The organism is Pseudomonas sp. TE3911, from assembly GCF_054062775.1.
Genome location: NZ_JBSSFP010000001.1, coordinates 1,899,166 through 1,919,569, shown reverse-complemented (window position 1 = coordinate 1,919,569; position 20,404 = coordinate 1,899,166). Strand labels below are relative to the sequence as shown.

19 protein-coding genes are annotated in these 20,404 nt (G+C 56.6%); 12 read left to right on the top strand and 7 right to left on the bottom strand.

Annotation, left to right across the window (positions count from 1 at the left end; genetic code table 11):
- Nucleotides 1-124 precede the first annotated feature (124 nt).
- Entirely contained in the window at nucleotides 125-1,618 is a 1,494-nt protein-coding gene (locus tag ACVWXD_RS08760) for a methyl-accepting chemotaxis protein (RefSeq protein ID WP_122765225.1), read from the top strand.
- Nucleotides 1,619-1,880: 262 nt separating this feature from the next.
- On the opposite strand, the gene ACVWXD_RS08755 is transcribed toward ACVWXD_RS08760, so the two are convergent.
- Nucleotides 1,881-3,533 carry a methyl-accepting chemotaxis protein gene (locus ACVWXD_RS08755; protein ID WP_163033211.1) on the bottom strand — a complete coding sequence of 551 codons (1,653 nt, stop codon included), beginning with the start codon at nucleotides 3,531-3,533 and terminating at the stop codon, nucleotides 1,881-1,883.
- Nucleotides 3,534-4,308: 775 nt separating this feature from the next.
- On the opposite strand from ACVWXD_RS08755, the gene ACVWXD_RS08750 reads away from it, so the two are divergent.
- Nucleotides 4,309-4,869 (top strand): thioesterase family protein, encoded by a 561-nt coding sequence (locus ACVWXD_RS08750; RefSeq protein WP_457370872.1) that lies wholly within the window; start codon nucleotides 4,309-4,311, stop codon nucleotides 4,867-4,869.
- A gap of 193 nt (nucleotides 4,870-5,062) precedes the next feature.
- On the opposite strand, the gene ACVWXD_RS08745 is transcribed toward ACVWXD_RS08750, so the two are convergent.
- The 4 genes from ACVWXD_RS08745 to ACVWXD_RS08730 all read right to left on the bottom strand — a co-directional run bounded on the left by ACVWXD_RS08745 (nucleotide 5,063) and on the right by ACVWXD_RS08730 (nucleotide 7,712).
- Nucleotides 5,063-5,305, bottom strand: a complete 243-nt coding sequence (locus ACVWXD_RS08745) for a hypothetical protein (RefSeq protein WP_122681087.1) — start codon at nucleotides 5,303-5,305, stop codon at nucleotides 5,063-5,065.
- A 151-nt stretch (nucleotides 5,306-5,456) separates the two neighbouring features.
- On the bottom strand, nucleotides 5,457-5,912 hold the full coding sequence (locus ACVWXD_RS08740) for a VOC family protein (RefSeq protein ID WP_032885278.1): 456 nt from the start codon (nucleotides 5,910-5,912) through the stop codon (nucleotides 5,457-5,459).
- Nucleotides 5,913-6,230: 318 nt separating this feature from the next.
- The gene (locus tag ACVWXD_RS08735) at nucleotides 6,231-6,986 is read right to left on the bottom strand and encodes a bestrophin-like domain (RefSeq protein WP_181639589.1); all 756 of its coding nucleotides are present in this window, start codon (nucleotides 6,984-6,986) and stop codon (nucleotides 6,231-6,233) included.
- 243 nt (nucleotides 6,987-7,229) lie between these two features.
- Nucleotides 7,230-7,712 carry a GNAT family N-acetyltransferase gene (locus ACVWXD_RS08730; RefSeq protein WP_457370871.1) on the bottom strand — a complete coding sequence of 161 codons (483 nt, stop codon included), beginning with the start codon at nucleotides 7,710-7,712 and terminating at the stop codon, nucleotides 7,230-7,232.
- A gap of 397 nt (nucleotides 7,713-8,109) precedes the next feature.
- Here ACVWXD_RS08730 and ACVWXD_RS08725 point away from each other — a divergent pair, with 397 nt between their 5' ends.
- The 3 genes from ACVWXD_RS08725 to ACVWXD_RS08715 all read left to right on the top strand — a co-directional run bounded on the left by ACVWXD_RS08725 (nucleotide 8,110) and on the right by ACVWXD_RS08715 (nucleotide 11,320).
- Nucleotides 8,110-8,622 (top strand): hypothetical protein, encoded by a 513-nt coding sequence (locus ACVWXD_RS08725; protein ID WP_032885281.1) that lies wholly within the window; start codon nucleotides 8,110-8,112, stop codon nucleotides 8,620-8,622.
- Between the two features lie 322 nt (nucleotides 8,623-8,944).
- The gene (locus ACVWXD_RS08720) at nucleotides 8,945-9,880 is read left to right on the top strand and encodes an EamA family transporter (protein ID WP_181643522.1); all 936 of its coding nucleotides are present in this window, start codon (nucleotides 8,945-8,947) and stop codon (nucleotides 9,878-9,880) included.
- A gap of 123 nt (nucleotides 9,881-10,003) precedes the next feature.
- Nucleotides 10,004-11,320: an MFS transporter gene (locus ACVWXD_RS08715; RefSeq protein ID WP_457370870.1), complete on the top strand. Its 1,317-nt coding sequence runs from the start codon at nucleotides 10,004-10,006 to the stop codon at nucleotides 11,318-11,320.
- A gap of 142 nt (nucleotides 11,321-11,462) precedes the next feature.
- On the opposite strand, the gene ACVWXD_RS08710 is transcribed toward ACVWXD_RS08715, so the two are convergent.
- A complete protein-coding gene (locus tag ACVWXD_RS08710) occupies nucleotides 11,463-12,206 on the bottom strand; it encodes a class I SAM-dependent DNA methyltransferase (protein WP_163033213.1) in 744 nt (247 codons plus the stop codon).
- Between the two features lie 103 nt (nucleotides 12,207-12,309).
- On the opposite strand from ACVWXD_RS08710, the gene ACVWXD_RS08705 reads away from it, so the two are divergent.
- The 7 genes from ACVWXD_RS08705 to ACVWXD_RS08675 all read left to right on the top strand — a co-directional run bounded on the left by ACVWXD_RS08705 (nucleotide 12,310) and on the right by ACVWXD_RS08675 (nucleotide 17,973).
- Nucleotides 12,310-12,663, top strand: coding sequence for a VOC family protein (locus tag ACVWXD_RS08705; RefSeq protein ID WP_099602345.1), 354 nt, complete (start codon nucleotides 12,310-12,312; stop codon nucleotides 12,661-12,663).
- A 490-nt stretch (nucleotides 12,664-13,153) separates the two neighbouring features.
- Nucleotides 13,154-13,315, top strand: a complete 162-nt coding sequence (locus ACVWXD_RS08700; protein WP_158234810.1) for a hypothetical protein — start codon at nucleotides 13,154-13,156, stop codon at nucleotides 13,313-13,315.
- A 32-nt stretch (nucleotides 13,316-13,347) separates the two neighbouring features.
- Nucleotides 13,348-13,980 (top strand): hypothetical protein, encoded by a 633-nt coding sequence (locus ACVWXD_RS08695; protein WP_181643528.1) that lies wholly within the window; start codon nucleotides 13,348-13,350, stop codon nucleotides 13,978-13,980.
- 142 nt (nucleotides 13,981-14,122) lie between these two features.
- Nucleotides 14,123-14,641 (top strand): SUKH-4 family immunity protein, encoded by a 519-nt coding sequence (locus ACVWXD_RS08690; RefSeq protein ID WP_260366762.1) that lies wholly within the window; start codon nucleotides 14,123-14,125, stop codon nucleotides 14,639-14,641.
- A 139-nt stretch (nucleotides 14,642-14,780) separates the two neighbouring features.
- A complete protein-coding gene (locus tag ACVWXD_RS08685) occupies nucleotides 14,781-15,260 on the top strand; it encodes a VOC family protein (RefSeq protein WP_095184631.1) in 480 nt (159 codons plus the stop codon).
- Between the two features lie 173 nt (nucleotides 15,261-15,433).
- Nucleotides 15,434-16,810, top strand: coding sequence for a pyridoxal-phosphate dependent enzyme (locus ACVWXD_RS08680; protein WP_457370869.1), 1,377 nt, complete (start codon nucleotides 15,434-15,436; stop codon nucleotides 16,808-16,810).
- Nucleotides 16,807-17,973, top strand: coding sequence for a cystathionine gamma-synthase (locus ACVWXD_RS08675; RefSeq protein ID WP_122681096.1), 1,167 nt, complete (start codon nucleotides 16,807-16,809; stop codon nucleotides 17,971-17,973). Before ACVWXD_RS08680 ends, ACVWXD_RS08675 begins: the two co-directional genes overlap by 4 nt.
- A 124-nt stretch (nucleotides 17,974-18,097) precedes the next feature.
- On the opposite strand, the gene ACVWXD_RS08670 is transcribed toward ACVWXD_RS08675, so the two are convergent.
- A complete protein-coding gene (locus ACVWXD_RS08670) occupies nucleotides 18,098-20,296 on the bottom strand; it encodes an OsmC domain/YcaO domain-containing protein (RefSeq protein ID WP_032885296.1) in 2,199 nt (732 codons plus the stop codon).
- Nucleotides 20,297-20,404 lie beyond the last annotated feature (108 nt).

Here is a 20,404-nt window from a genome sequence, read left to right as displayed (position 1 = left end):
GCCGATAAGCTTTTGCTTCCCCCGTACCTGCAAAAATCCTGATACCTGCTTTGCTCTGTAGCAGCGCGCCATCGTGGCACGCCGCATGCTTTGTTCCTGGCCACACCACAGGGAGTAAGAGTGAATGCCCGTCCGCACGCGTTTTCTAGAGCACTACCGCAAAGCCGACCGCATCATGCTGGCGTTGATCTGGCTGATGACGCTGTTCTCCGTAGGCCTGGCGTTCTGGCACGACACCTTGATCCAAGCAATCGTAGTCGGTGGCGGCACAAGCCTGCTGCTCACCGCGCTCTACCGCGCCATCGGCGGCACGCGCGTGATGCGCTGCGCACTGGGCGCTGGTCTGATGGTCATGGCCGCGCTGCATATCAACCAGGCACAAGGCGTGATCGAAGCCCACTTCGGAATTTTCGCCCTGCTGGCGGTGCTGACGTTTTACCGCGACTGGCTGCCGATCCTCGTGGCCGCACTCACCATCGCCGTGCACCACGTGGTCTTCCATGCCTTACAGCATCAAGGCTTCCCGGTCTTCGTGATGGAACACCACGGCGGCTGGACCATGGTGTTTGTGCATGCTTTCTACGTGGTGATGGAAACCGTCGCCCTGCTCTACCTCGCCGTGCACAGCCAGGCCGAAGCCGTCGAGAGCCAGGAAATGCTCGAAAAAATGCTCGCTGTCACCACCCAGCTCACCGTGGAAACCGCACAAGGTGAAGGCAAGGCGCATATGTCCCTGGCCAAGCGCTTCGACCACTTCCTGCAACAGATCACCGGGCTCATTGATGGCGTCTCCCGCGACTCCCACGGCCTCGGCCAACTCGGACAAGAACTGGCCCACGCCAGCGGCACCCTGGAAAAAGGCGCACGCCACCAACTGGCCGAAATCGCACAAATGACTGACTCCATGCAGCGCATGGAACACGCCATGGGCAACATTACGGTGCACGTCGAGGAAGCGGTCGCGCACGCCGACGTCGCCAGCCAACAAATCCTGCGCGGCCAGGAAAGCGTCGGCCGCGCCCAACACGAAATCACCCAACTGGCCACACGCCTCACCGACACCCACCAGACCGTTCAAGGCTTGGCCGTGCAAGCCGAACAGATCGGCTCGGTGCTCGACGTCATCAGCAGCATCGCCAACCAAACCAACCTCCTCGCCCTCAACGCCGCCATCGAAGCCGCCCGCGCCGGTGAGCAAGGCCGCGGCTTCGCCGTCGTCGCCGACGAAGTGCGCAACCTGGCGCAACGCACAGCGGTTTCCACCCAGGAAATCAAAACCATCATCGAAGGCTTGCAGCAAGGCAGCCGCGAAGCCGTCGAAGCCATGCAGGACAGCCGCCAAGGCGTAGAACGTTGCGTGGAAGACAGCCAGGTCGCGGTGCAAATGCTAAAGGCAGTAGGCAATGACATCACCCAAATCGATGCGCTGAACGGGCGGATCGTCAGCACTACGCGGGAACAGACCTCAGCAAACCTGGAGATCGTCGGGCGCTTGCAGTCGGTGCAGGGCATCGCGCAGAGCACGGCACAGGATGTAGAGATGCTGGCCAGGAGCAGCGAACAACTGCCGCCGATTGCGGTGCGGTTGGACGCGTTGGGGCGCCGGTTTCATCCGTGAGGTGGTGATCTTCGAAAGGCCTCGGCGTTGTGTTGATCGCGCGCTTGGGCCTATTTGAAATACGTCGTGAGAGATAACTTCAGGCCAATAGCAGCGGTTCGAGTTCCGCCGCTTGCGTACCCAGTTCTAAAGAGAGAATACGAGGTCGAGAAGCTATACAGGTCGTTCTGATGTAGGTGCTTGCGCTGATTATTGACCGTAATGCTGAGTGTGGCTCAACTCAAGTGCCCCTCAATTCATAGACGCAATCTTAATAAACTCGTCAAACCTTAAAGTTACCTATTTGCTGCTGTAGCACGGCTCCGAGCTCGGCCAAGTTAGTACTTGAACGGGCAGTTCGTTCGCACGATAAAGCTGAATCATCCGCAATATTGCGAACCGACGTAACACTCCGGTTAATTTCTTCCGCGACGCAACTTTGTTCCTCACCTGCAGTAGCGATTTGTCTTACCATCTGCTGAATGTTGTCAATCATCTCCACGATGGTTTCAACCGAGCCCCCAGTGTTTGAAACCTGTATTACCGTTTCATCCGTCAAACCGCGGCACACTTCCATCATCCCAGCAGCTTCTTCGGCTATTTTTTGCAGATTGGCAGTCAGCGCTCCAATTTCCAGGGTTGCGCCCTGAGTTCGTTTGGCGAGCGTTCTCACCTCATCAGCCACCACCGCAAATCCTCGACCAGCATCGCCCGCCCTAGCAGCTTCGATAGCGGCATTTAACGCCAACAAGTTGGTTTGATCGGCGACAGACGTTATGACCTGCAATACCCCGCCTATATTCAGGCTCTCTATCCTGAGTTGTGCCATGGCTGCGGCAGATTTTGATACTTCAGATGCGAGACGTTTTATTTGGGTTATTGCTTCTTTTGCCATGGTTCCGCCGGTCTGCGCTTGGAGGTTAGCGGTGAGCGCCGCATGGGCTGCTTCCTCAGAGTTGCGTGCAACTTCGAGAGTGGTTGCTACCATTTCGTGAATCGCAGTGGCGACTTGGTCGATTTCAGTTCTCTGATTACCAACCCCGATGCGGGTCTGCTCTGTCGCTGCGGAAAGGTCAACGGCTGCATCAGAAATTACGCCCGATGACGTATTAACCTGACTAATAAGCAGGCTCAGGCGTGACTGCATTTCACCCAAGGAGGACAGCACACTGCCGGCCGCTGACATTTTCGCTTCAAGAATCGGGCGCAAGTCACCACTGGCAACGCGCTGAGCGATGGTGGACAAGACAGTAGGCTCTGCACCAAGAGCACGTGATAAGCCACGAACTATTAGAGTAGTCAGTACTACCCCGATGACAATTGCTACTGCGCAGAAAAACATCAGAAGATTACGGGTGTCTTTATAATCGTTCTGCGCTTCACTAATGCTAGCCAGCGCTAGACCTGAGTTAAAACTCTTGTAAGTTGTAACGCTAGCCACCAGTTTCTTTAGGAGTGGCAAGCATTGGTTGTTCATCATATCAATAGCCGCTTTTTCATCGCCAGCAACGGCTAACCGCGTGATTTCCAAAGCAATCGGACCATACGCTTTCTCAATCTCCTCAATGTTAGCAACTAAGCTCCGAGCGTTATTACCATCAACGGATGGAGGCAAGGCAGCGACTCCAGCCACTAACGCTGACAAAATACTTTTAACCTTCTGATGTTCGATATTTACGGTATCGGCCTCGGCCTGTCTGTCAGCTGCCGAGGTAACCAGCACGAGGTTTCGTGCTGAGATCGCACGTTGCTGCGCAGCGAGCAATAGATCATTCATCAGGCCCATGCGCTTATTCAAACCATCAACATAACTTGAGAAGCGTAGATTTGATCCATTTAAGCTAGTGACAGAAAATGCAGAGATCATAAAAATAATCACTACCATCAAGCCAAAACTTAACAACAACCTCTTCCGCACCGACAAGGAATTTAACATGCTGACTCTCCGATTTTTTAGTATTCTCACGGCGCAGCCAGGGATATGGCGCATTGACACTATGCGGCGCCGGACGGCAGTAATTCAAGAATTAAATAGGGTTACGGTACTAAAGAACTAAATTGAACCTCAAACAATCCAATCGAACTACCCGCACCATCTAAACGCACCTATATGAATGGATTTCTATTCTAGGGTGGATATTTACTTCAAACTCTATAGTTAAAACAGGAACCGCTTTATATTTAACTGAATTACATTTTATCGAGCTCCATAATGAGCCGAAGGCTGCCCTGGCGGGCTTTTTAGCGTCTGCTGAAAACCAAGGTCTCGGCCTCCTAACTGTTCGAAATGCGCGTCAGATTTACGGTCGCACCAATCGGTCGAAATACCGCACCCTTTCGCAGACAGTGGCAATGCTTAACGTTGGCCATAGCTTGTGCTTGCGAATAGAGGAGCACGCCTGGGGGCTTGCAGTGGTCCATGAAAGACTGCTTTCGGCCAGTAGCGGCCATTCGCTTGATTGAGTTTCAACCGCTTTCAGCTAGGACTAAGGCGACGTAATGAAACCCAATTGAGGATCAAGTGACGTTGTTAGGAAGGTGTGTTGCCCGGACGGTTATAGCCTTGGAGCCAGATTTCACCATAAAACCACTAATCCTCTGGCAGCAGTGATTCAAATGCACTTTTAAGGCAAATTAAGTCATTTTCAGACCTACCTAGCCCACTCCTCACTCTTTAAAGTGCACCGATCATTCAACTATCGGTGTTTTTTATGAATCTATGGTTTCGGCTTCTGTTCATGCTACTCCGCCGACCGTGGCGCAACCCCGTAAAAGCTCTGGGGTCAACCGTCATCCGAATGCGCGTATGGCCTCTAGATCTTGACTTCAATCGACACGTCACCAATGGCCGATACTTCACACTCGCCGATGTCGGACGTATGGATTTCGTTCTGCGCAGTGGTGCGTATCGAGTGGCTATTAGAACGAAAGCGCTACCAATCGTAGGGGACACCTGGGGTAAATTTCGTCGTGAGCTTAGGCTGTTTGAAACGTTTGAAGTCCACACCAGAATGCTGGGCTGGGACGACAAATGGAGCTTTATGGAACATCGGTTTCTGAGCAAAGGACGGGTGATCGGAGTTGTAGTAATGCGGGGTCTATTCCGCTCATCTAAAGGGATTATTCCACCAGGCGAATTTGTTCGGGAGTTGGGACTACCCGAAAAGTCGCCAGCGATGCCGCAATGGCTGACATCGTGGTCGGCTAGCTGCGATGCGATGAGTGGCCAACTCAGAGAAGAAGAAAGCATCAGCGATCAGCAGTCCAGCTAACCTGCTGATGTTAAGAGCCCCCACTCATTGGTGTACGCTTCTATGTCGTAAACCGAGGTCAGTCAGGAGATGAATTCCGCTATAGACACCATTGAGTGGCCGCTTCTGGCCGATGACTGCCAGTCGCCACCGGCAGCTATCGACCCAAAGCGGACGTCGAGTGCGAGCTTCTGAGAATGCTCGCTAAGACGATTTACGCGGCAAAAGTAAGCACTCTTGCCTCTTGAGTATCCGCTATGAATGCATTGACTTGCTCTTGCGGATGCGGGGAAAGTTCTGGGTATTCATCTGCAAGGTATTCGATGACCGTATCTTCTTCCCAAGGGCCGAGCGAAGTCATGTAGTCAGGGTACTGATTTTGAATTTCTCTCCATGATTGGTAAGGATGCTTGGAGAGGAACATGATTGTTCGGGTGTAGATAATATGAATCTGCACGAATCTATTTCCGTATGTTGACGTCTGGGACACCGCCAGGCGAGTTTATATCCTTTTCAAGATTGCCTTCCTGTTGGCAGCTTCTCCCTGAAGAAAGTGGTGGGCTGGACGTCCGCTTCTGGCCGCAAGCAGACCTTCATCGCCGCATAACTCAGGAAAATGCATCCTCTACAAATGCCTCTAACGCCTTGTCTTCCAGGATTTCGATGGAGAAGTGCCCAAAGCGCTTGGGCAACCAGATAATGCGTGTCCCCGATGGGGATTGCAGGTTCGCGCGGGCCAATGGCTTTCCGTTTTCGTCTTGTGGCTGAACACCGGCGACCATCAGTTCGTCGTAGGCCTTCTCGATGTCCGGCGTCGAATAGCAGTGGCGATAAATCATCCCTTCTCCCGCGGAGTCTAATAGCTCCCTCAGGTTCCCCGCCAATGGCTGTACCAACATGAAACGCTCTTGACCGATCAGCGCTATCGCGTAGCGCACATGCAGGCCACCTCGTTCCCAAACGAGCGTTTTGGATATCCGGGCATTAAGTATCTGTGCGTAGTAAGCACAGGCTTCTTCGAGATTATTGACCAGTACATCTACGTGACTGAACTTCAGATCCATTGCAGCCTCCCTGTTGAACCGGCGTCAATGTTGAGCCGGAGACCCTCAAAATTCCATGGACTTCATGAGTCCATATTGTCGGTGTAGCAATGCGCCAATTCGGCGATAAACCCGCGTTCAAACTGAGGCAAGCGAGGAGCTGTCCATCGCTTGATGGCGAACAAAAGTGACTGCCCGCGTATGGCCGAAATCCGTCGTTCATAAGGCGCGGCTTCCGACCCAAAGCTGCCGTTCGCGAAATGCAACGAACGGCCAAAAGCAGACATCAATATGACCCGCTCCGAGACCACTACTCAAAACGCTGCCCGTCATGCTCCCCTATAGCTGCATTACGGCGAGCGCCCTGCGCAGGGGTTCGTCGGATATTTGGATAGGGCCATGAAATGGCACGTCCATGTCCAACACAAGGTATACGGAAGCCGCAATGAGCAGTGACGAGATGATGAACATTCCTATCACCATCGAATTACGGGGTGCGCGGTATCCAAAACTAGCGAAAATGAGCGTCAACCAAGCAACAAGCATCCCAATAAGGGGGCCAGGAATCGCTCCCTCCGACTGCTCGACGATCCTCCAGCGTTGCTCGATGAGCGAATGATATTGCTGACGAATATCCTGAAGCATCGTTTCATGGTAGCGGTCCGGGGGCTTGATAACAGCCAATGACTTGCCTATGTCATCCAGGTATTTAGCCGCCTCGCTGTTTCGATGCTGCAGCGCTTCGTCTCCCCGATACGGGGTCTCGATAGCGCGCTCAAGATAGGTGATCAGACGATTGCGCGTGTCTTGTGCCGCATCGCCATAGCCCCGCAGTGTCCGATCAAAAATGATCATGCTGGTTGCGTACCCATGGAAGTTTGCATCAATGGACTCGAAGGTGTTTTTGGCAGAATTAATCATCAAGCCAAAGACCAGCGATGTCATAACCACAAAAATATTGGCGACTAGACGAATTACGGTGTTGGTGTCGTCATCCCTGTGGTGGGATGCCAGTCTTGGGTACCAAAACATCATGAGAAGCGAGGAAGCAACCAGGCACCCAAAAATGGCCAATGCGATCCAGAGAGCGTTCATACATCAGGGCCCTGATCAATTTGCGTCAAGTCTTGAAGGATAGACCATTGGGTGTTTTCAGAACTCTGCTCGGCAGTTACTGCGTTTACCGTCCAGAAATGACTTCAGTATTGGTTTGAACACCGGCGGTGATTATCAGTCGGTATTGGTCTAGCTCTGCCCATCATGAAAGGCAGCAAATCACGAGCGTCTGCTTATGGTCCAGAGTGTGTCAAAGCGCACGTCGAGGTGCATCGCATCCAGCTAGCAATCTGGGCCGATCGCCGGAACACTCTGTCGAATATAGTGATTGTCGAACTCACTGCTTCCGATGAATTGGAAGCCATGGCGGATATAAAAGCGATTCGAAGCGCTTTCTTTGAGAGCACCCACTTTAATAGGGAGCGCAGCCGCATCCGCCTCTTTGAAAATCTGAGTGAGAACAGCAGACCCTACCCCTGACCCTTGCGCGCTCGGTCTCACATACAAGTGGTCGAGCAAGAGTTCATTGTGTTGATGCTTGATCACGACGAAACCAACCCTCTCTCCAGACGCCTCGATGTAGCGTGTGTTGCGAGCCTCAAAACCACTAACAAACCGCTCGCGCGCGCGGACTGGATCAAATCGACCAACACGCTCCAGACTTTCGCGCATGGCCTCAATTCGAATGGCTACAAGATTATCCAAGTCGCTCTGTTGAGCCAGGACCAAAATGATTGGGGAATTCTGATTGGGTGCGACGGGCATATTTTGTGCTCCAACTTCTATCCTGGGGAGCCATTGAAGCGGCCCAGATACCGTAGACAAATTTGAGAGTCCACTTCTGGACCAGAGTGTATAAAACCGCTTAGCCAAAATTGAAGTGTGCGCATCTACGTTAAATCCGAAATTTATCGGCACATCAGCAGATGTGAATTTCGCACAGAAGCGCGATTTTCAGTCCAGTTTTGAGTGCCTATCGCGTAGAAAACCGTTTTTACACAGCCTCGGCCAAGAGCAACCGTTGCGCCTATTCAATAAACCAAGGGCGATTCACCTTTATTTCAAACCGGGTCAGGTATCTATCCTTCTCACTTACTGCTTGACCCATTCTGATTCATCAGGCTAGTTGAGGCCGCCCTTTACCGACCTTGATAAGGAAATTATGAAGCCTCTCTACCTGTGTTCACTTCTGCTGCTTGCAGGCTGCGCCCCAGCACCGAAATACCTCGTGCCCGCGGGGGCGCCTCAGGCGCTTATCCGTAGCGAGTTGGTGTCGATGGAGAATTATCGAAACAGCGTGTCCCTGGTCGAGGCGCCTCCAATGGCCTGCAAATACGGCAGAACCGTGGCGATTGCGCAGGGAGGGCAGTTGGTTTCCGTTTATAAGAACGTATCGACGCCGGAGGGCTTCTTTCCGATTGAAGCCGGCAAGCCGCTGCACTTGGTGATGCGCGGTGCGGCCAATGCCAATCGCTCGTGCAGCATAGCGTTTGTCAGCCAATTTGCGCCGGGCGCGCGTTACGTGATCAAAGGAGGAATTGTCGACAGCCCGGGCGCGCTGAGCGGTTGTCACATTGACATATTCAATGTCGATTCGGGCGCGCGCGTCCCCATGGCCGATGAGCCGAAAATGGACCGAAATTGTGCGTTGGACCGATTACCGACGCTCCAGTGAGACATTGCACCTCTGCACTGCGCGACCGCTTGCCAGCACCCGAACGATATTAAACGGGCCTCATGGTCGCGCATGGCGAATTACTCAATAGGCCCTCAATAGTCATACGACCTCTCCTGCTCAGCCCTGTCTATCTCTACCTCAACGCAATCACCTAAACAATCTTGTTAAGTCCATAAGAAACAAAGCCCGCGGTCATCCCACAAAAAACCTCCCTTGCCCATTCGCCCCAAACACGCTACAAATCCGCCACAGCGTTGTACGACAACCTAAAAATAATTTGCCATCCTCGACGATGGAAGCCACTGCCCGAGCCCTTACCATGACGCCCCCTGCCCCCAATCTTTTCCCCCGCCACATCGCCGTGCTGATCCTGCTCTGCATGGGCTGCGCCTTCGCCGGCAACCACATCGCCGCTCGCGTGGCCTTCGACGACGGCGCCGGTGTTCTCCTCGCTATTCTGCTGCGCTCCGGCGGTACGTTGTTGGTGCTGGGCGCGCTGGTACTCTGGCAACGGCAAAGCCTGCGCCTGCCTTCGGGTGCATGGCGCTGGCAGTTACTGCTGGGCCTGCTCATCACCGCGCAAAGCCTGTGCCTCTATTCCGCCGTAGCCCGCGTACCGGTAGCGCTGGCGTTGCTGGTGGCCAACGTTTTCCCGATTTTGCTGGCGCTGCTGACCTGGGCACTAGGCGGCCCACGTCCGACGGCGCGCACCGCCTTGCTGATGGGTTTGATTCTGGTGGGTCTGGTGTTCGTGCTGGACGTGCCCGCTCGCCTTTCAGCCGACGCCGACATCGGCCCGCAATGGCTGCTCGGCGTCACCCTCGCCTTCTGCGCTGCCTTTGTATTCGCTTGCGCGCTGTGGATCACCGATCACAAGTTGTCCCAGGTACGGGGTTCGGTGCGCAGTCTGCTGACAATCTTCATTGTGTTCAGCAGCGTTAACCTTGCGGGCTGGAGTGGCGCCCTTGCCGACGGCCTGAGCCCACCGGCCAGCCTGACCGGTTGGCTGGCGCTGGCCACGTTGGTCGTGCTCTACGGCACCGGTTTTATCGTGCTGTTCATGTCGGTGCCGCGCCTGGATATGCCGCGAAATGCGCCGGTGATGAACATTGAGCCGCTGGCGACGTTGCTGATGGGCTGGCTCGTGCTCGATCAAATGCTCAGCGCCGGTCAGGTGACTGGCGGCGTCATCGTGGTGACAGGAATTGTGCTGCTGACGTATCGCACGTCCGCTCAGCGTTCCGCCAAGGCCTGAAGCGTGCCTCTAGCCCTTGCAGAAAGTCGCTGCTGACTACGCGGAGGACTCTTTTGAACCCCGCCGTCTGGCCGCCGCCTCGGATAATCAGGCATCCCCCTGCGCATTCCGAGGCCTTCCCCCATGACGAGCTCATCCACCGAACAGGTCAGCCCCCAAACCCTGCGAAAGGTCATCATCGCCGCCGGCATCGGTAACTTCGTCGAGTGGTTCGACTTCGCCGTCTATGGCTTTCTTGCCACCACCATCGCGCAACAATTCTTCCCCAGTGGCGATGCCAGCGCAGCACTGCTCAAGACCTTTGCCGTGTTTGCCGTGGCCTTCGCCTTTCGGCCGTTGGGCGGGATTTTCTTTGGCATGCTCGGCGACCGCATCGGCCGCAAGCGTACCCTGGCCATGACGATTTTGCTGATGGCCGGTGCGACCACCTTGATCGGCCTGCTGCCCACTTATGCCGCCATCGGCGTGACAGCGCCGATTCTGTTGTCGCTGATTCGCTGCGCCCAAGGCTTCTCCGCCGGGGGCGAATATGCCGGTGCCTGCGCCTATCTGATGGAGCACGCGCCGAGCAACAAACGCGCCTGGTACGGCAGTTTCGTGCCGGTGTCGACGTTCTCCGCGTTCGCCGCTGCCGCAGTGGTGGCCTACGCCCTAGAGGCGTCGCTGTCCGCCGAGGCGATGGGCAGTTGGGGCTGGCGCCTGCCGTTCCTGATCGCCGCACCGCTGGGTCTGGTCGGGCTGTATCTGCGCTGGAAACTGGATGAGACACCCGCCTTCCAGGCCGTGAAACAGGAACACGCTGTCGCCCACTCTCCGCTCAAGGAAACCTTGCGCAACCACGGTGCGGCGATTTGCTGCCTGGGCGCGTTTGTATCGCTGACTGCGCTCTCGTTTTATATGTTCACCACCTACTTCGCGACATACCTGCAGGTGGCAGGTGGGCTGAGTCGGGCGGCGGCGTTGCTGGTGTCGTTGATCGCGCTGATTTTCGCCGCGGCCATCTGCCCGCTGGCGGGGCTGTATTCGGATAGGGTGGGTCGTCGGGTCACGGTAATGACCGCCTGCGTGTTGCTGATGGTGGTGGTGTATCCGTCGTTCCTGATGGCCAGTTCAGGTTCGTTCGCGGCCTCGATCGTGGGGGTGATGCTGCTCGCGGTGGGTGCGGTGTTATGTGGGGTGGTCACGGCGGCGTTGCTGTCGGAGACCTTCCCGACTCGGACGCGGTATACCGCCTCGGCGATCACCTACAACATGGCCTATACAATCTTTGGGGGTACCGCGCCGCTGATGGCGACATGGTTGATCAGCACCACGGGCAGCAACCTGTCACCCGCGTTTTATCTGATAGCCGTAGCGTTGCTGGCGCTGGCAGGCGGGTTGGCGTTGCCGGAGACATCGAGGATCTCCCTGCATGACGTGGGCGCTGAGGAAAAAGGCTGAGCGGCGGTGCTCTCGCGTTAGTGCTACATGACGTAATGCCCACGAATGCGGTGGGTCAGGTAAGAATATTTCGCCTGTACCGCCGCCTTCGAGGCCTCGCTAAAGCTCGACATCTCCCACAGGAAACTGGGTAAAGCAGGTATCAGCGCTTCACGCAGACAAACAAAGCATTCCCGCTCGTGCCCTCCCAGGACGTGATGCATTCGTAGTCATGCTCGAAGATGTGCACCTCGAACTGTGGCGTCAACAACTGCTGCAACTCGGTGAAACTGAAGGCGACCATCGGATGTTCGTCCTGCCAAGCCTCAGTCACACCCGCGGTGGTCTTCTCGATACTCAGGCGCAGCGCCTGCTGCTCGCCCTCCTCGCTGTAGTGCCAGCCGGAACCGAAGGTGAAGTGGCTGCCTTCAAACTCAACGCTATGGCGTACCAGCAAACGGTTGTCGATGTGCAGCTTGTCCACCGCGTTGAAACAGAACACGCCATTTTCAGCGAGTGCCTCGTGCACGCTGGTCAGGCACATGCGCAGTTTGGCCAGGCTGGCGTTGTAATGGGTCGAGTAGAGAAAGCAGGTGATCAGATCTTGCGCGTCGTCCACCTGGAAACCCGCCATGTCCTGGCGGCTGAACCGCGCCTCCGGGCAGCGCAGTTGGGCGAGGTCCAGCATCGGTTGGCTGATGTCCAGGCCGGCGCTGTGGTAGCCAAAGTCGAGGAAATGACGCACATGGGGCCCGGTGCCGCAGGCCAGGTCCAAGTGCCGGCGCCCGTTATTGCCGAACAGTTGGTGCAACCGGCGAACGCTGTGACTCTGTGCGCGATAGTCGATGTCGGCGCACATCAGGTCGTAGTAGATGGAAAGATCGGTGTACAGCGCGTTGGAGGACATAGGTAGCCAGAGCGGTCGGCGGGAATTTCGCGGCGGCATGGTAACTCAGTCCGTCGTCAGAACCGTTACACTCGCGCCTCAATCATCCGCCAAGGAGGCAACCATGAGCGTTCGTGGTCAAGACCGTCAGATCGACAACATAGAATTCAACGTGGGCGACATTGCCCGAAGCAAAACCTTCTACGGCGCCGTTTTCGGCTGGACATTCGTGGACTACGGGCCCACCTACACCGAGTTCAGCGATGGGCGGCTGACGGGCGGGTTCACCACGGGAGAACCCGTTCGGCCAGGGGGGCCGTTGGTGATTTTGTTTGCGAATGACCTCGAAGGGGCGCACCAACGAATCACGGCGGCAGGCGCTGTGATAAGCCGCGAGACGTTTGCGTTCCCCGGTGGGCGCAGGTTCCACTTCATTGATCCGGATGGTTATGAACTGGCGGTTTGGTCGGATCAGTGAGTGATCGCTGCACCATGAGTGCAGGCCACGCAGTTTAAGTGGCCCGCATCGCAACCCCCACGTCACGCCCAGACCGAGCACGCCGGTGTCCTTGATCGCCGATGGGCCGTTACTGCCGAAGCTGGTTTTGCCAGCAACATCCGCCACGTAGTTGACCACCGAACGCACCTATTCCTCGCGCAACTCATGGCGCCAGACCAGTGCGCTGCGGGTTTGGTCTCGTAGTGGTGCTGCACAACGCCAGCGGAAAGGTTCAGATACGGGGCGTTGGCGGTGTAGGTAGCGACGGACGGTTGTTGCGACCCGGCATCGCCTTTATGCTCACGCAGCAAATTACCGGCGACGTGCCCGCTCAGAGCGAGAGCACGATTAAAAAAGCACGACAACGCCGCTTATGCGGCGTGAAATTTGAGCTGGAGTCCGTTGTTACGGCGTAAACGGCTACAAAAAGTGATGTTCAAGGAAATCAAATAAAACTCAAGGAAGTCAAATGAGCACATGGTTCAGTAACATCCAGCTTGGCTTTGATATGGCAACAAGCTTGACAATTGTAGGTGCGGCAATCACTTGGACTGTTCAACAGAAGACACAAGCCGAAGCTGAAAAGGTTCGCGGAATTAATCAACGCGCAACATCAACAGACCTATTTTAAATAAAATAAAAAATCATACTTCAGGTCAATTCATGAAAAATCTTTTGATTGCATCTATCTTATTTGGCTCCGCGCTTTCCTTGAAGGTCTTTGCGGGCGGACTGGAAGTCGAGCATAAACTAATTGAGCAGCGCTGGTACTCTTTCAACGACATCATAGAAAAGAGAAAGAAATATAGCAGGGTAGATATTTCGCGAGGGTATATCGAATATTACTTCGAGGGTGATGAATACACCGCCAAATACCCAGAAGAACAGTTGTCGCCGCGTGCAAAATTCTATTCCAATCATGGGACCGTTGGAACCTATGCGGCTGCTGATTATGAGACCGAGCTAGACAAAGCGTGCGTAGATGTTGTCTCAGGCTCTCTAGGAACATTTAAAGGCAGCTATGAAAATTCTAAAAGACCTGATAGGCAACACTATAAGCGCATGGTTGTTGGAATCAGGTCTCTAACATACAAAGGCCCTGAGTATAACTTCAAAAGTCCTTCATCTTGGTCGCCAGTGAAGTTACCCAAGGACAAAAGAAGTCTTCTGTGTGAAATTTATGAAGTCAAGAGTGACGCGAGCGATCTGAAATACATTGTTTATGCTGCTTCAGTGGCAACCGCTATGTATGACGAAATTCATACGGTGCCACAGCCAGATAAGTCGAGTAACTAAAACTCCTCGCACTCATGCTGCGGCAACCATTGCTGCGGCATTAGCTGGATTAACCTTGAGGCTGTGAACGGGTTCTACCCCAGGCCCTGCAGTGTTTCTATGTCAGCATCCCGCCCCCCTTCACATAACGCGGCGAACGACTATGACCGACTTCGACTTCAAAACACATTTCATCTCGCTACTGCCACCCGACCCGCCCGGCCTGGACCTCGGCTTTGACGAATTCATCACCTTCAACCCCACTGACCTGGCCACCCTCCCCGCGCCAGACGCTGAATTCCTCCTCAAGCACGGCCTGCCGCGCGACGCCGCGCCCTTTCTGAGTTTCGAGGCCTACAGCCAAGCCGAAGCACAACGCAGGTTGGCAATATTCGGCATCGCCAACCACTATTATCCTTTGGGGCACACCGGCTCCGGGGACGTCATCGCGCTTGATCGACACAGTGGGACGATTGTCTATTTCAACCACGACGCCCATCACGCACGCGTACTCATCAATACCTCACTGCCCCAGTTCGCCCGCAGCTTGTGCGTGTTCCAGGCACATCTGCGAGACAACACGATGGCACGCTGTTTACCTGAGATCGAATGCATCGATCCTGCCGCCGCCGTGCCGGGCACGATGTGGGCGGATGAGGTCAGCGCAGAACTCAACGGGTAGAAGTGAACGCTGATGACCCACCACGAATTGGCCGACCTCTATCGAGCCTATAACGCCGACCTCAACCGTCTCGACTTGATAAGGCCGCCATTGAAACGCAGCTAAACTCCACAGACCCTCGACTGCGTGGAGACTGCTCATGACCCACAAAAACACCCTCTGCCTCTGGTACAACGGGAGCGCCGAAGAGGCTGCCAAGTTCTACGCCAACACCTTTCCCGACAGTGCGGTGAACGCCGTGCATCGTGCACCAGCGGATTACCCGTCCGGCAAGCGGGGCGACGTCTTGACCGTCGAATTCACGGTACTCGGCATCCCCTGCATCGGCCTGAACGGCGGCCCGATCTTTCCCCACACCGAGGCGTTTTCCTTCCAAGTGGCCACCGATGACCAAGCCGAAACCGACCGGTACTGGAACGCAATCATCGACAACGGCGGCCAGCCGAGCGCCTGCGGCTGGTGCAAGGACAAGTGGGGCCTGTCGTGGCAAATCTCGCCGCGCGTGTTGACGGAGGCGGTGACTAACCCTGATCCAGCCATCGCCAAGCGCGCGTTCGAGGCGATGATGACCATGACCAAAATCGACATTGCGGCGATTGAGGCAGCGATAAAGGGCTGAGGCGGCAACTGGCGAGGCTATCCAGGGCTTCAATGCGCTCCGCCTGGCAGCGTCAGGCGCAATTGTCGCGTCGGCCCATGCGCCAAAAAAAGACAGCGAGCCGACGGTCCGGTTGCGACTCACCCAATACCGACCTAGTGTTTCATGTCTCCTCTGCGCACCCAGGTGACGCCATGCCCGCACTCTCACGCCCCGCCGTACTCGAACTGATCGGCAACACGCCGTTGGTACGGGTCAGCCGTTTCGATACCGGCCTCTGCACGCTGTTCCTCAAGCTGGAATCCCAAAACCCCGGCGGTTCCATCAAGGACCGCATCGGCCTGGCCATGATTGACGCCGCCGAGCGTGACGGCCGCCTGCGTCCCGGCGGCACCATCATTGAGGCAACCGCCGGCAACACCGGCTTGGGCCTGGCGCTGGTGGGCAGGGCTAAGGGTTATCGGGTGGTGCTGGTGGTACCCGACAAAATGTCCACGGAGAAAGTGCTGCACCTTAAGGCCATGGGCGCCGAGGTGCATATCACCCGCTCCGATGTGGGCAAGGGCCACCCCGAGTATTACCAGGACATGGCTGCGCGCCTGGCCCAGGAGATTCCCGGCTCATTCTTCGCCGACCAGTTCAACAACCCGGCCAATCCCCAGGCTCACGAGACCAGCACCGCGCCGGAGATCTGGGCGCAAACCCAGCACGACCTGGATGCCATTGTGGTCGGCGTCGGTTCGGCAGGCACACTCACCGGCCTGACCCGATTCTTCAAGCGCGTGCAACCGGAGCTGGAAATGGTACTGGCCGATCCGGTGGGTTCGGTAATGGCTGAATACAGCCGCAGCGGCCAGTTGATAACACCCGGCTCGTGGGCCGTGGAAGGCATTGGCGAGGACTTCATTCCGTCGATTGCCGACCTGTCCAGCGTGCGCCACGCCTATTCCATCAGCGATGAAGAGAGCTTCGACCACGCGCGCCAACTGCTCAAGGCCGAGGGCATTCTCGGCGGGTCCTCCACCGGCACCCTGCTCGCCGCTGCCTTGCGCTATTGCCGCGAACAAACCACGCCCAAGCGCGTGGTCAGCTTTGTGTGCGACACCGGCACGCGCTATCTGTCGAAGGTCTACAACGACCAGTGGATGACCGACGCGGGGTTGCTGCATTACAAACACTACGGCGACCTGCGCGACCTGATCGCCCGCCGCTTCGAAGACGGCCGCGTGATCAGCGTGAGCCCCGACGACACCCTGCTCACCGCCTTCCAGCGCATGCGCCTGGCCGACGTGTCGCAACTGCCTGTGTTGGTCAACGGCCGCGAACTGGTGGGCGTGATCGACGAATCCGACATCCTGCTGGGCCTGCACCACGATGCCGCGCACTTCACGATGATCGTCGCCAGCGCCATGACCGACAACCTTCAAACCCTGTCCCCCAGCGCCAGCCTGGCCGAATTGCAAACTGAACTGGATCGCGGCTTGGTCGCCATCATTGCCGATGCAGGAGGCTTTTATGGCCTGATCACCCGCGTCGACCTGCTCAACCACCTGCGGAGATCCCTTGCATGAGCCAGCCTGATAAAAGTGCGTTTGCCACCCGTGTGATCCACGCCGGGCAGTTCCCAGACCCAACCACTGGCGCGCTGATGCCGCCGATCTACGCCAACTCCACCTACCTGCAAGACAGCCCCGGCGTGCACAAGGGCTTCGACTACGGCCGCTCCCACAACCCCACGCGGTTTGCTCTGGAGCGTTGCGTGGCCGACCTTGAAGGCGGCAGCCAAGCGTTTGCCTTTGCATCCGGGCTGGCGGCGATTTCCACGGTGCTGGAGCTGCTGGATGCGGGCGCCCATATCGTTTCCGGTAACGACCTCTATGGCGGCACCTTTCGGCTGTTCGACAAGGTGCGCCAACGCAGCGCCGGGCATCGTTTCAGCTTTGTCGATTTGAGTGATGTAACGGCGTTTGAAGCATCCTTGCAGGACGATACGCGCATGGTCTGGGTCGAAACCCCGAGCAACCCGCTGCTCAGCCTCACCGACTTGGCCGCCATCGCAGGTATCTGCCGCAATCGCGGGATCATCTGCGTGGCTGACAACACCTTCGCCAGCCCCTGGATCCAGCGCCCGCTGGAGCTGGGCGTGGATGTGGTGGTGCACTCCACCACTAAATACCTCAACGGCCATTCCGATGTGATCGGCGGTATCGCCATTGTCGGTGACAACCCCGAATTGGCTGATCGCCTGGGTTTCCTGCAGAACTCAGTGGGCGCCATCGCCGGGCCCTTCGACGCGTTCCTGACCCTGCGGGGCGTGAAAACGTTGGCCCTGCGCATGGAGCGTCATTGCAGCAACGCGCTGGACCTGGCCACCTGGCTGGAGCAACAACCGCAAGTGGCGCGGGTCTATTACCCAGGCCTGGCATCCCACCCGCAGCACGAACTGGCACGCCGGCAAATGCGCGGGTTTGGTGGGATGATTTCAGTGGATTTGAACAGCGACCTGGCGGGCGCCACCCGCTTTCTGGAACACGTGAACATCTTCGCCCTGGCCGAAAGCCTGGGAGGTGTGGAAAGCCTGATCGAACATCCGGCGATCATGACCCATGCCAGCATCCCGGCGGCGACGCGGGCGCAGCTGGGGATTGGCGACGGGTTGGTGCGGTTGTCGGTGGGGGTTGAGGATGTGGAGGATCTACGAGCGGATCTGGCGCAAGCCTTGGCCCGTATATAACCCCCCCAGAAAACAACGATCAAATGTGGGAGGGGGCTTGCTCCCGATAGCGGCGTGTCAGGCACTGAATATTTGTCTGAACCACCGCCATCGGGAGCAAGCCCCCTCCCACATTGGGTATGCGTTACACCTGGACGATGTTGGCACGCGCCGAATGCAGCTTCTTGTAGCTGTCAATCAAACGCAAATGCCGGTCCAAGCCTTCCAGCTTGATGCTGGTCGGCGTCAACCCATAGAACCGCACACTGCCATCGACCGAGCCGATCACCGCATCCATTCGCTCATTACCAAACATGCGGCGGAAGTTGGCTTCGTAATCCGCCAAGTCCAAGTCGTCGTCCAGTTCCATCTCCAGCACACCGTTCAACGCCTGGTAGAACAGGCCGCGCTCGGCGGTGTTGTCGTTGTACTGCAGGAACATCTCCACGCACTCCTTGGCCTCTTCATATTGCTGCAAGGCCAGGAAAATCAGCAGCTTCAGCTCCAGGATGGTCAGTTGGCCCCATACCGTGTTGTCGTCGAACTCGATGCCGATCAAGGTGGTGATGTCGGTGTAATCGTCCAGCTCGCTTTCGATCAGGCGCTCGACCAATGCCTGCAATTCTTCCGTGTCCAGGCGATGCAGGTTGAGAATGTCCTCGCGGAAGAACAGCGCTTTGTTGGTGTTGTCCCAGATCAGGTCGTCCACCGGGTAGATTTCCGAGTAATCCGGCACCAGGATGCGGCAAGCGGTGGCGCCGAGGTGCTCGTACACCGCCATATAGGCTTCTTTGCCCATGCCTTCCAGGATGCCGAATAAGGTCGCAGCCTCTTGGACGTTGGAGTCTTCGCCTTCACCGGAGAAGTCCCACTCGACAAACTCGTAGTCCGATTGCGCGCTGAAGAAGCGCCACGACACCACACCGCTGGAGTCGATGAAGTGCTCGACGAAGTTGTTCGGCTCCGTCACCGCCTGGCCTTCGAAGGTCGGCTGCGGCAAGTCGTTCAAACCCTCGAAACTGCGGCCTTGCAGTAATTCGGTGAGGCTGCGCTCCAGCGCCACTTCCAGGCTCGGGTGGGCACCGAAGGAGGCGAATACCCCGCCGGTGCGCGGGTTCATCAAGGTCACACACATCACCGGGAATTCGCCGCCCAGGGATGCATCCTTGACCAGCACCGGGAAGCCCTGGGCTTCCAGGCCTTCGATGCCCGCCACAATGCTTGGGTATTTGGCGAGCACCTCAGCCGGCACGTCCGGCAAGGCAAATTCACCTTCGATGATTTCACGCTTGACCGCGCGCTCGAAAATCTCCGAAAGGCATTGCACCTGGGCTTCAGCCAGGGTGTTGCCCGCGCTCATGCCGTTGCTGAGGTAGAGGTTTTCGATCAGGTTGGACGGGAAGTACACCACCTCGCCATCGGACTGGCGCACGAACGGCAGCGAAACAATGCCGCGCGCTTCGTTGCCGGAGTTGGTGTCGAACAGATGCGAACCGCGCAGCTCGCCTTCGCGGTCGTAAACCTTGCGGCAATAAGCGTCGAGGATTTCAGTCGGCAGCTCGTCGTTGGGGCCTGGCTGGAACCAACGCTCGTCCGGGTAATGCACGAACGGCGCGTTGGCCAGTTCTTCACCCCAGAATTGGTCGTTGTAGAAGAAGTTGCAGTTGAGCCGCTCGATGAATTCGCCCAATGCCGACGCCAGCGCGCCCTCTTTGGTCGCGCCCTTGCCGTTGGTGAAACACATTGGCGAGTGCGCATCGCGGATATGCAGCGACCACACGTTGGGCACGATATTGCGCCACGAGGCGATCTCGATCTTCATGCCCAGGCCGGCAAGGATCCCGGACATGTTGGCGATGGTCTGTTCCAGCGGCAGGTCCTTGCCCGCGATGTAGGTGCCCTGCTCCGACAGGCTGCTGGGCATCAACAAGGCCTGGGCGTCGGCGTCGAGATTTTCCACCTCTTCGATCACAAATTCGGGACCGGCCTGCACCACTTTTTTCACCGTGCAACGGTCGATGGAGCGCAGGATGCCCTGGCGGTCCTTATCGGAGATATCCGCGGGCAACTCGACCTGGATCTTGAAGATCTGGTTGTAGCGGTTTTCCGGGTCGACGATGTTGTTCTGGGACAGGCGGATATTGTCGGTGGGGATGTTGCGGGTCTGGCAGTACAGCTTCACAAAGTACGCCGCGCACAGCGCCGACGATGCCAGGAAGTAGTCGAAGGGCCCCGGTGCCGAACCATCGCCCTTATAGCGAATAGGTTGGTCGGCAATCACCGTGAAGTCATCGAACTTGGCTTCAAGCCGGAGGTTGTCGAGAAAGTTGACCTTGATTTCCATGGGGGCACACCAGAATTACGGGCTAAACAAAAATGGCCGCCATTATGAGGTTTTTCATCAATAAGTTTCAGGCTTTTGACCAATGGCTGGCGAAATAGCCGATGTGAA

Bases quoted from the DNA above. Each gene is read 5' to 3' on its own strand.
- ACVWXD_RS08720 (WP_181643522.1), top strand. From the start codon at position 8,945: ATGACGCCCCCTGCCCCCAATCTTTTCCCCCGCCACATCGCCGTGCTG.
- ACVWXD_RS08715 (WP_457370870.1), top strand. From the start codon at position 10,004: ATGACGAGCTCATCCACCGAACAGGTCAGCCCCCAAACCCTGCGAAAG.
- ACVWXD_RS08750 (WP_457370872.1), top strand. From the start codon at position 4,309: ATGAATCTATGGTTTCGGCTTCTGTTCATGCTACTCCGCCGACCGTGG.
- ACVWXD_RS08735 (WP_181639589.1), bottom strand. From the start codon at position 6,986: ATGAACGCTCTCTGGATCGCATTGGCCATTTTTGGGTGCCTGGTTGCT.
- ACVWXD_RS08680 (WP_457370869.1), top strand. From the start codon at position 15,434: ATGCCCGCACTCTCACGCCCCGCCGTACTCGAACTGATCGGCAACACG.
- ACVWXD_RS08730 (WP_457370871.1), bottom strand. From the start codon at position 7,712: ATGCCCGTCGCACCCAATCAGAATTCCCCAATCATTTTGGTCCTGGCT.
- ACVWXD_RS08685 (WP_095184631.1), top strand. From the start codon at position 14,781: ATGACCCACAAAAACACCCTCTGCCTCTGGTACAACGGGAGCGCCGAA.
- ACVWXD_RS08760 (WP_122765225.1), top strand. From the start codon at position 125: ATGCCCGTCCGCACGCGTTTTCTAGAGCACTACCGCAAAGCCGACCGC.
- ACVWXD_RS08695 (WP_181643528.1), top strand. From the start codon at position 13,348: ATGAAAAATCTTTTGATTGCATCTATCTTATTTGGCTCCGCGCTTTCC.
- ACVWXD_RS08675 (WP_122681096.1), top strand. From the start codon at position 16,807: ATGAGCCAGCCTGATAAAAGTGCGTTTGCCACCCGTGTGATCCACGCC.
- ACVWXD_RS08740 (WP_032885278.1), bottom strand. From the start codon at position 5,912: ATGGATCTGAAGTTCAGTCACGTAGATGTACTGGTCAATAATCTCGAA.
- ACVWXD_RS08705 (WP_099602345.1), top strand. From the start codon at position 12,310: ATGAGCGTTCGTGGTCAAGACCGTCAGATCGACAACATAGAATTCAAC.
- ACVWXD_RS08755 (WP_163033211.1), bottom strand. From the start codon at position 3,533: ATGTTAAATTCCTTGTCGGTGCGGAAGAGGTTGTTGTTAAGTTTTGGC.
- ACVWXD_RS08670 (WP_032885296.1), bottom strand. From the start codon at position 20,296: ATGGAAATCAAGGTCAACTTTCTCGACAACCTCCGGCTTGAAGCCAAG.
- ACVWXD_RS08700 (WP_158234810.1), top strand. From the start codon at position 13,154: ATGAGCACATGGTTCAGTAACATCCAGCTTGGCTTTGATATGGCAACA.
- ACVWXD_RS08710 (WP_163033213.1), bottom strand. From the start codon at position 12,206: ATGTCCTCCAACGCGCTGTACACCGATCTTTCCATCTACTACGACCTG.
- ACVWXD_RS08725 (WP_032885281.1), top strand. From the start codon at position 8,110: ATGAAGCCTCTCTACCTGTGTTCACTTCTGCTGCTTGCAGGCTGCGCC.
- ACVWXD_RS08690 (WP_260366762.1), top strand. From the start codon at position 14,123: ATGACCGACTTCGACTTCAAAACACATTTCATCTCGCTACTGCCACCC.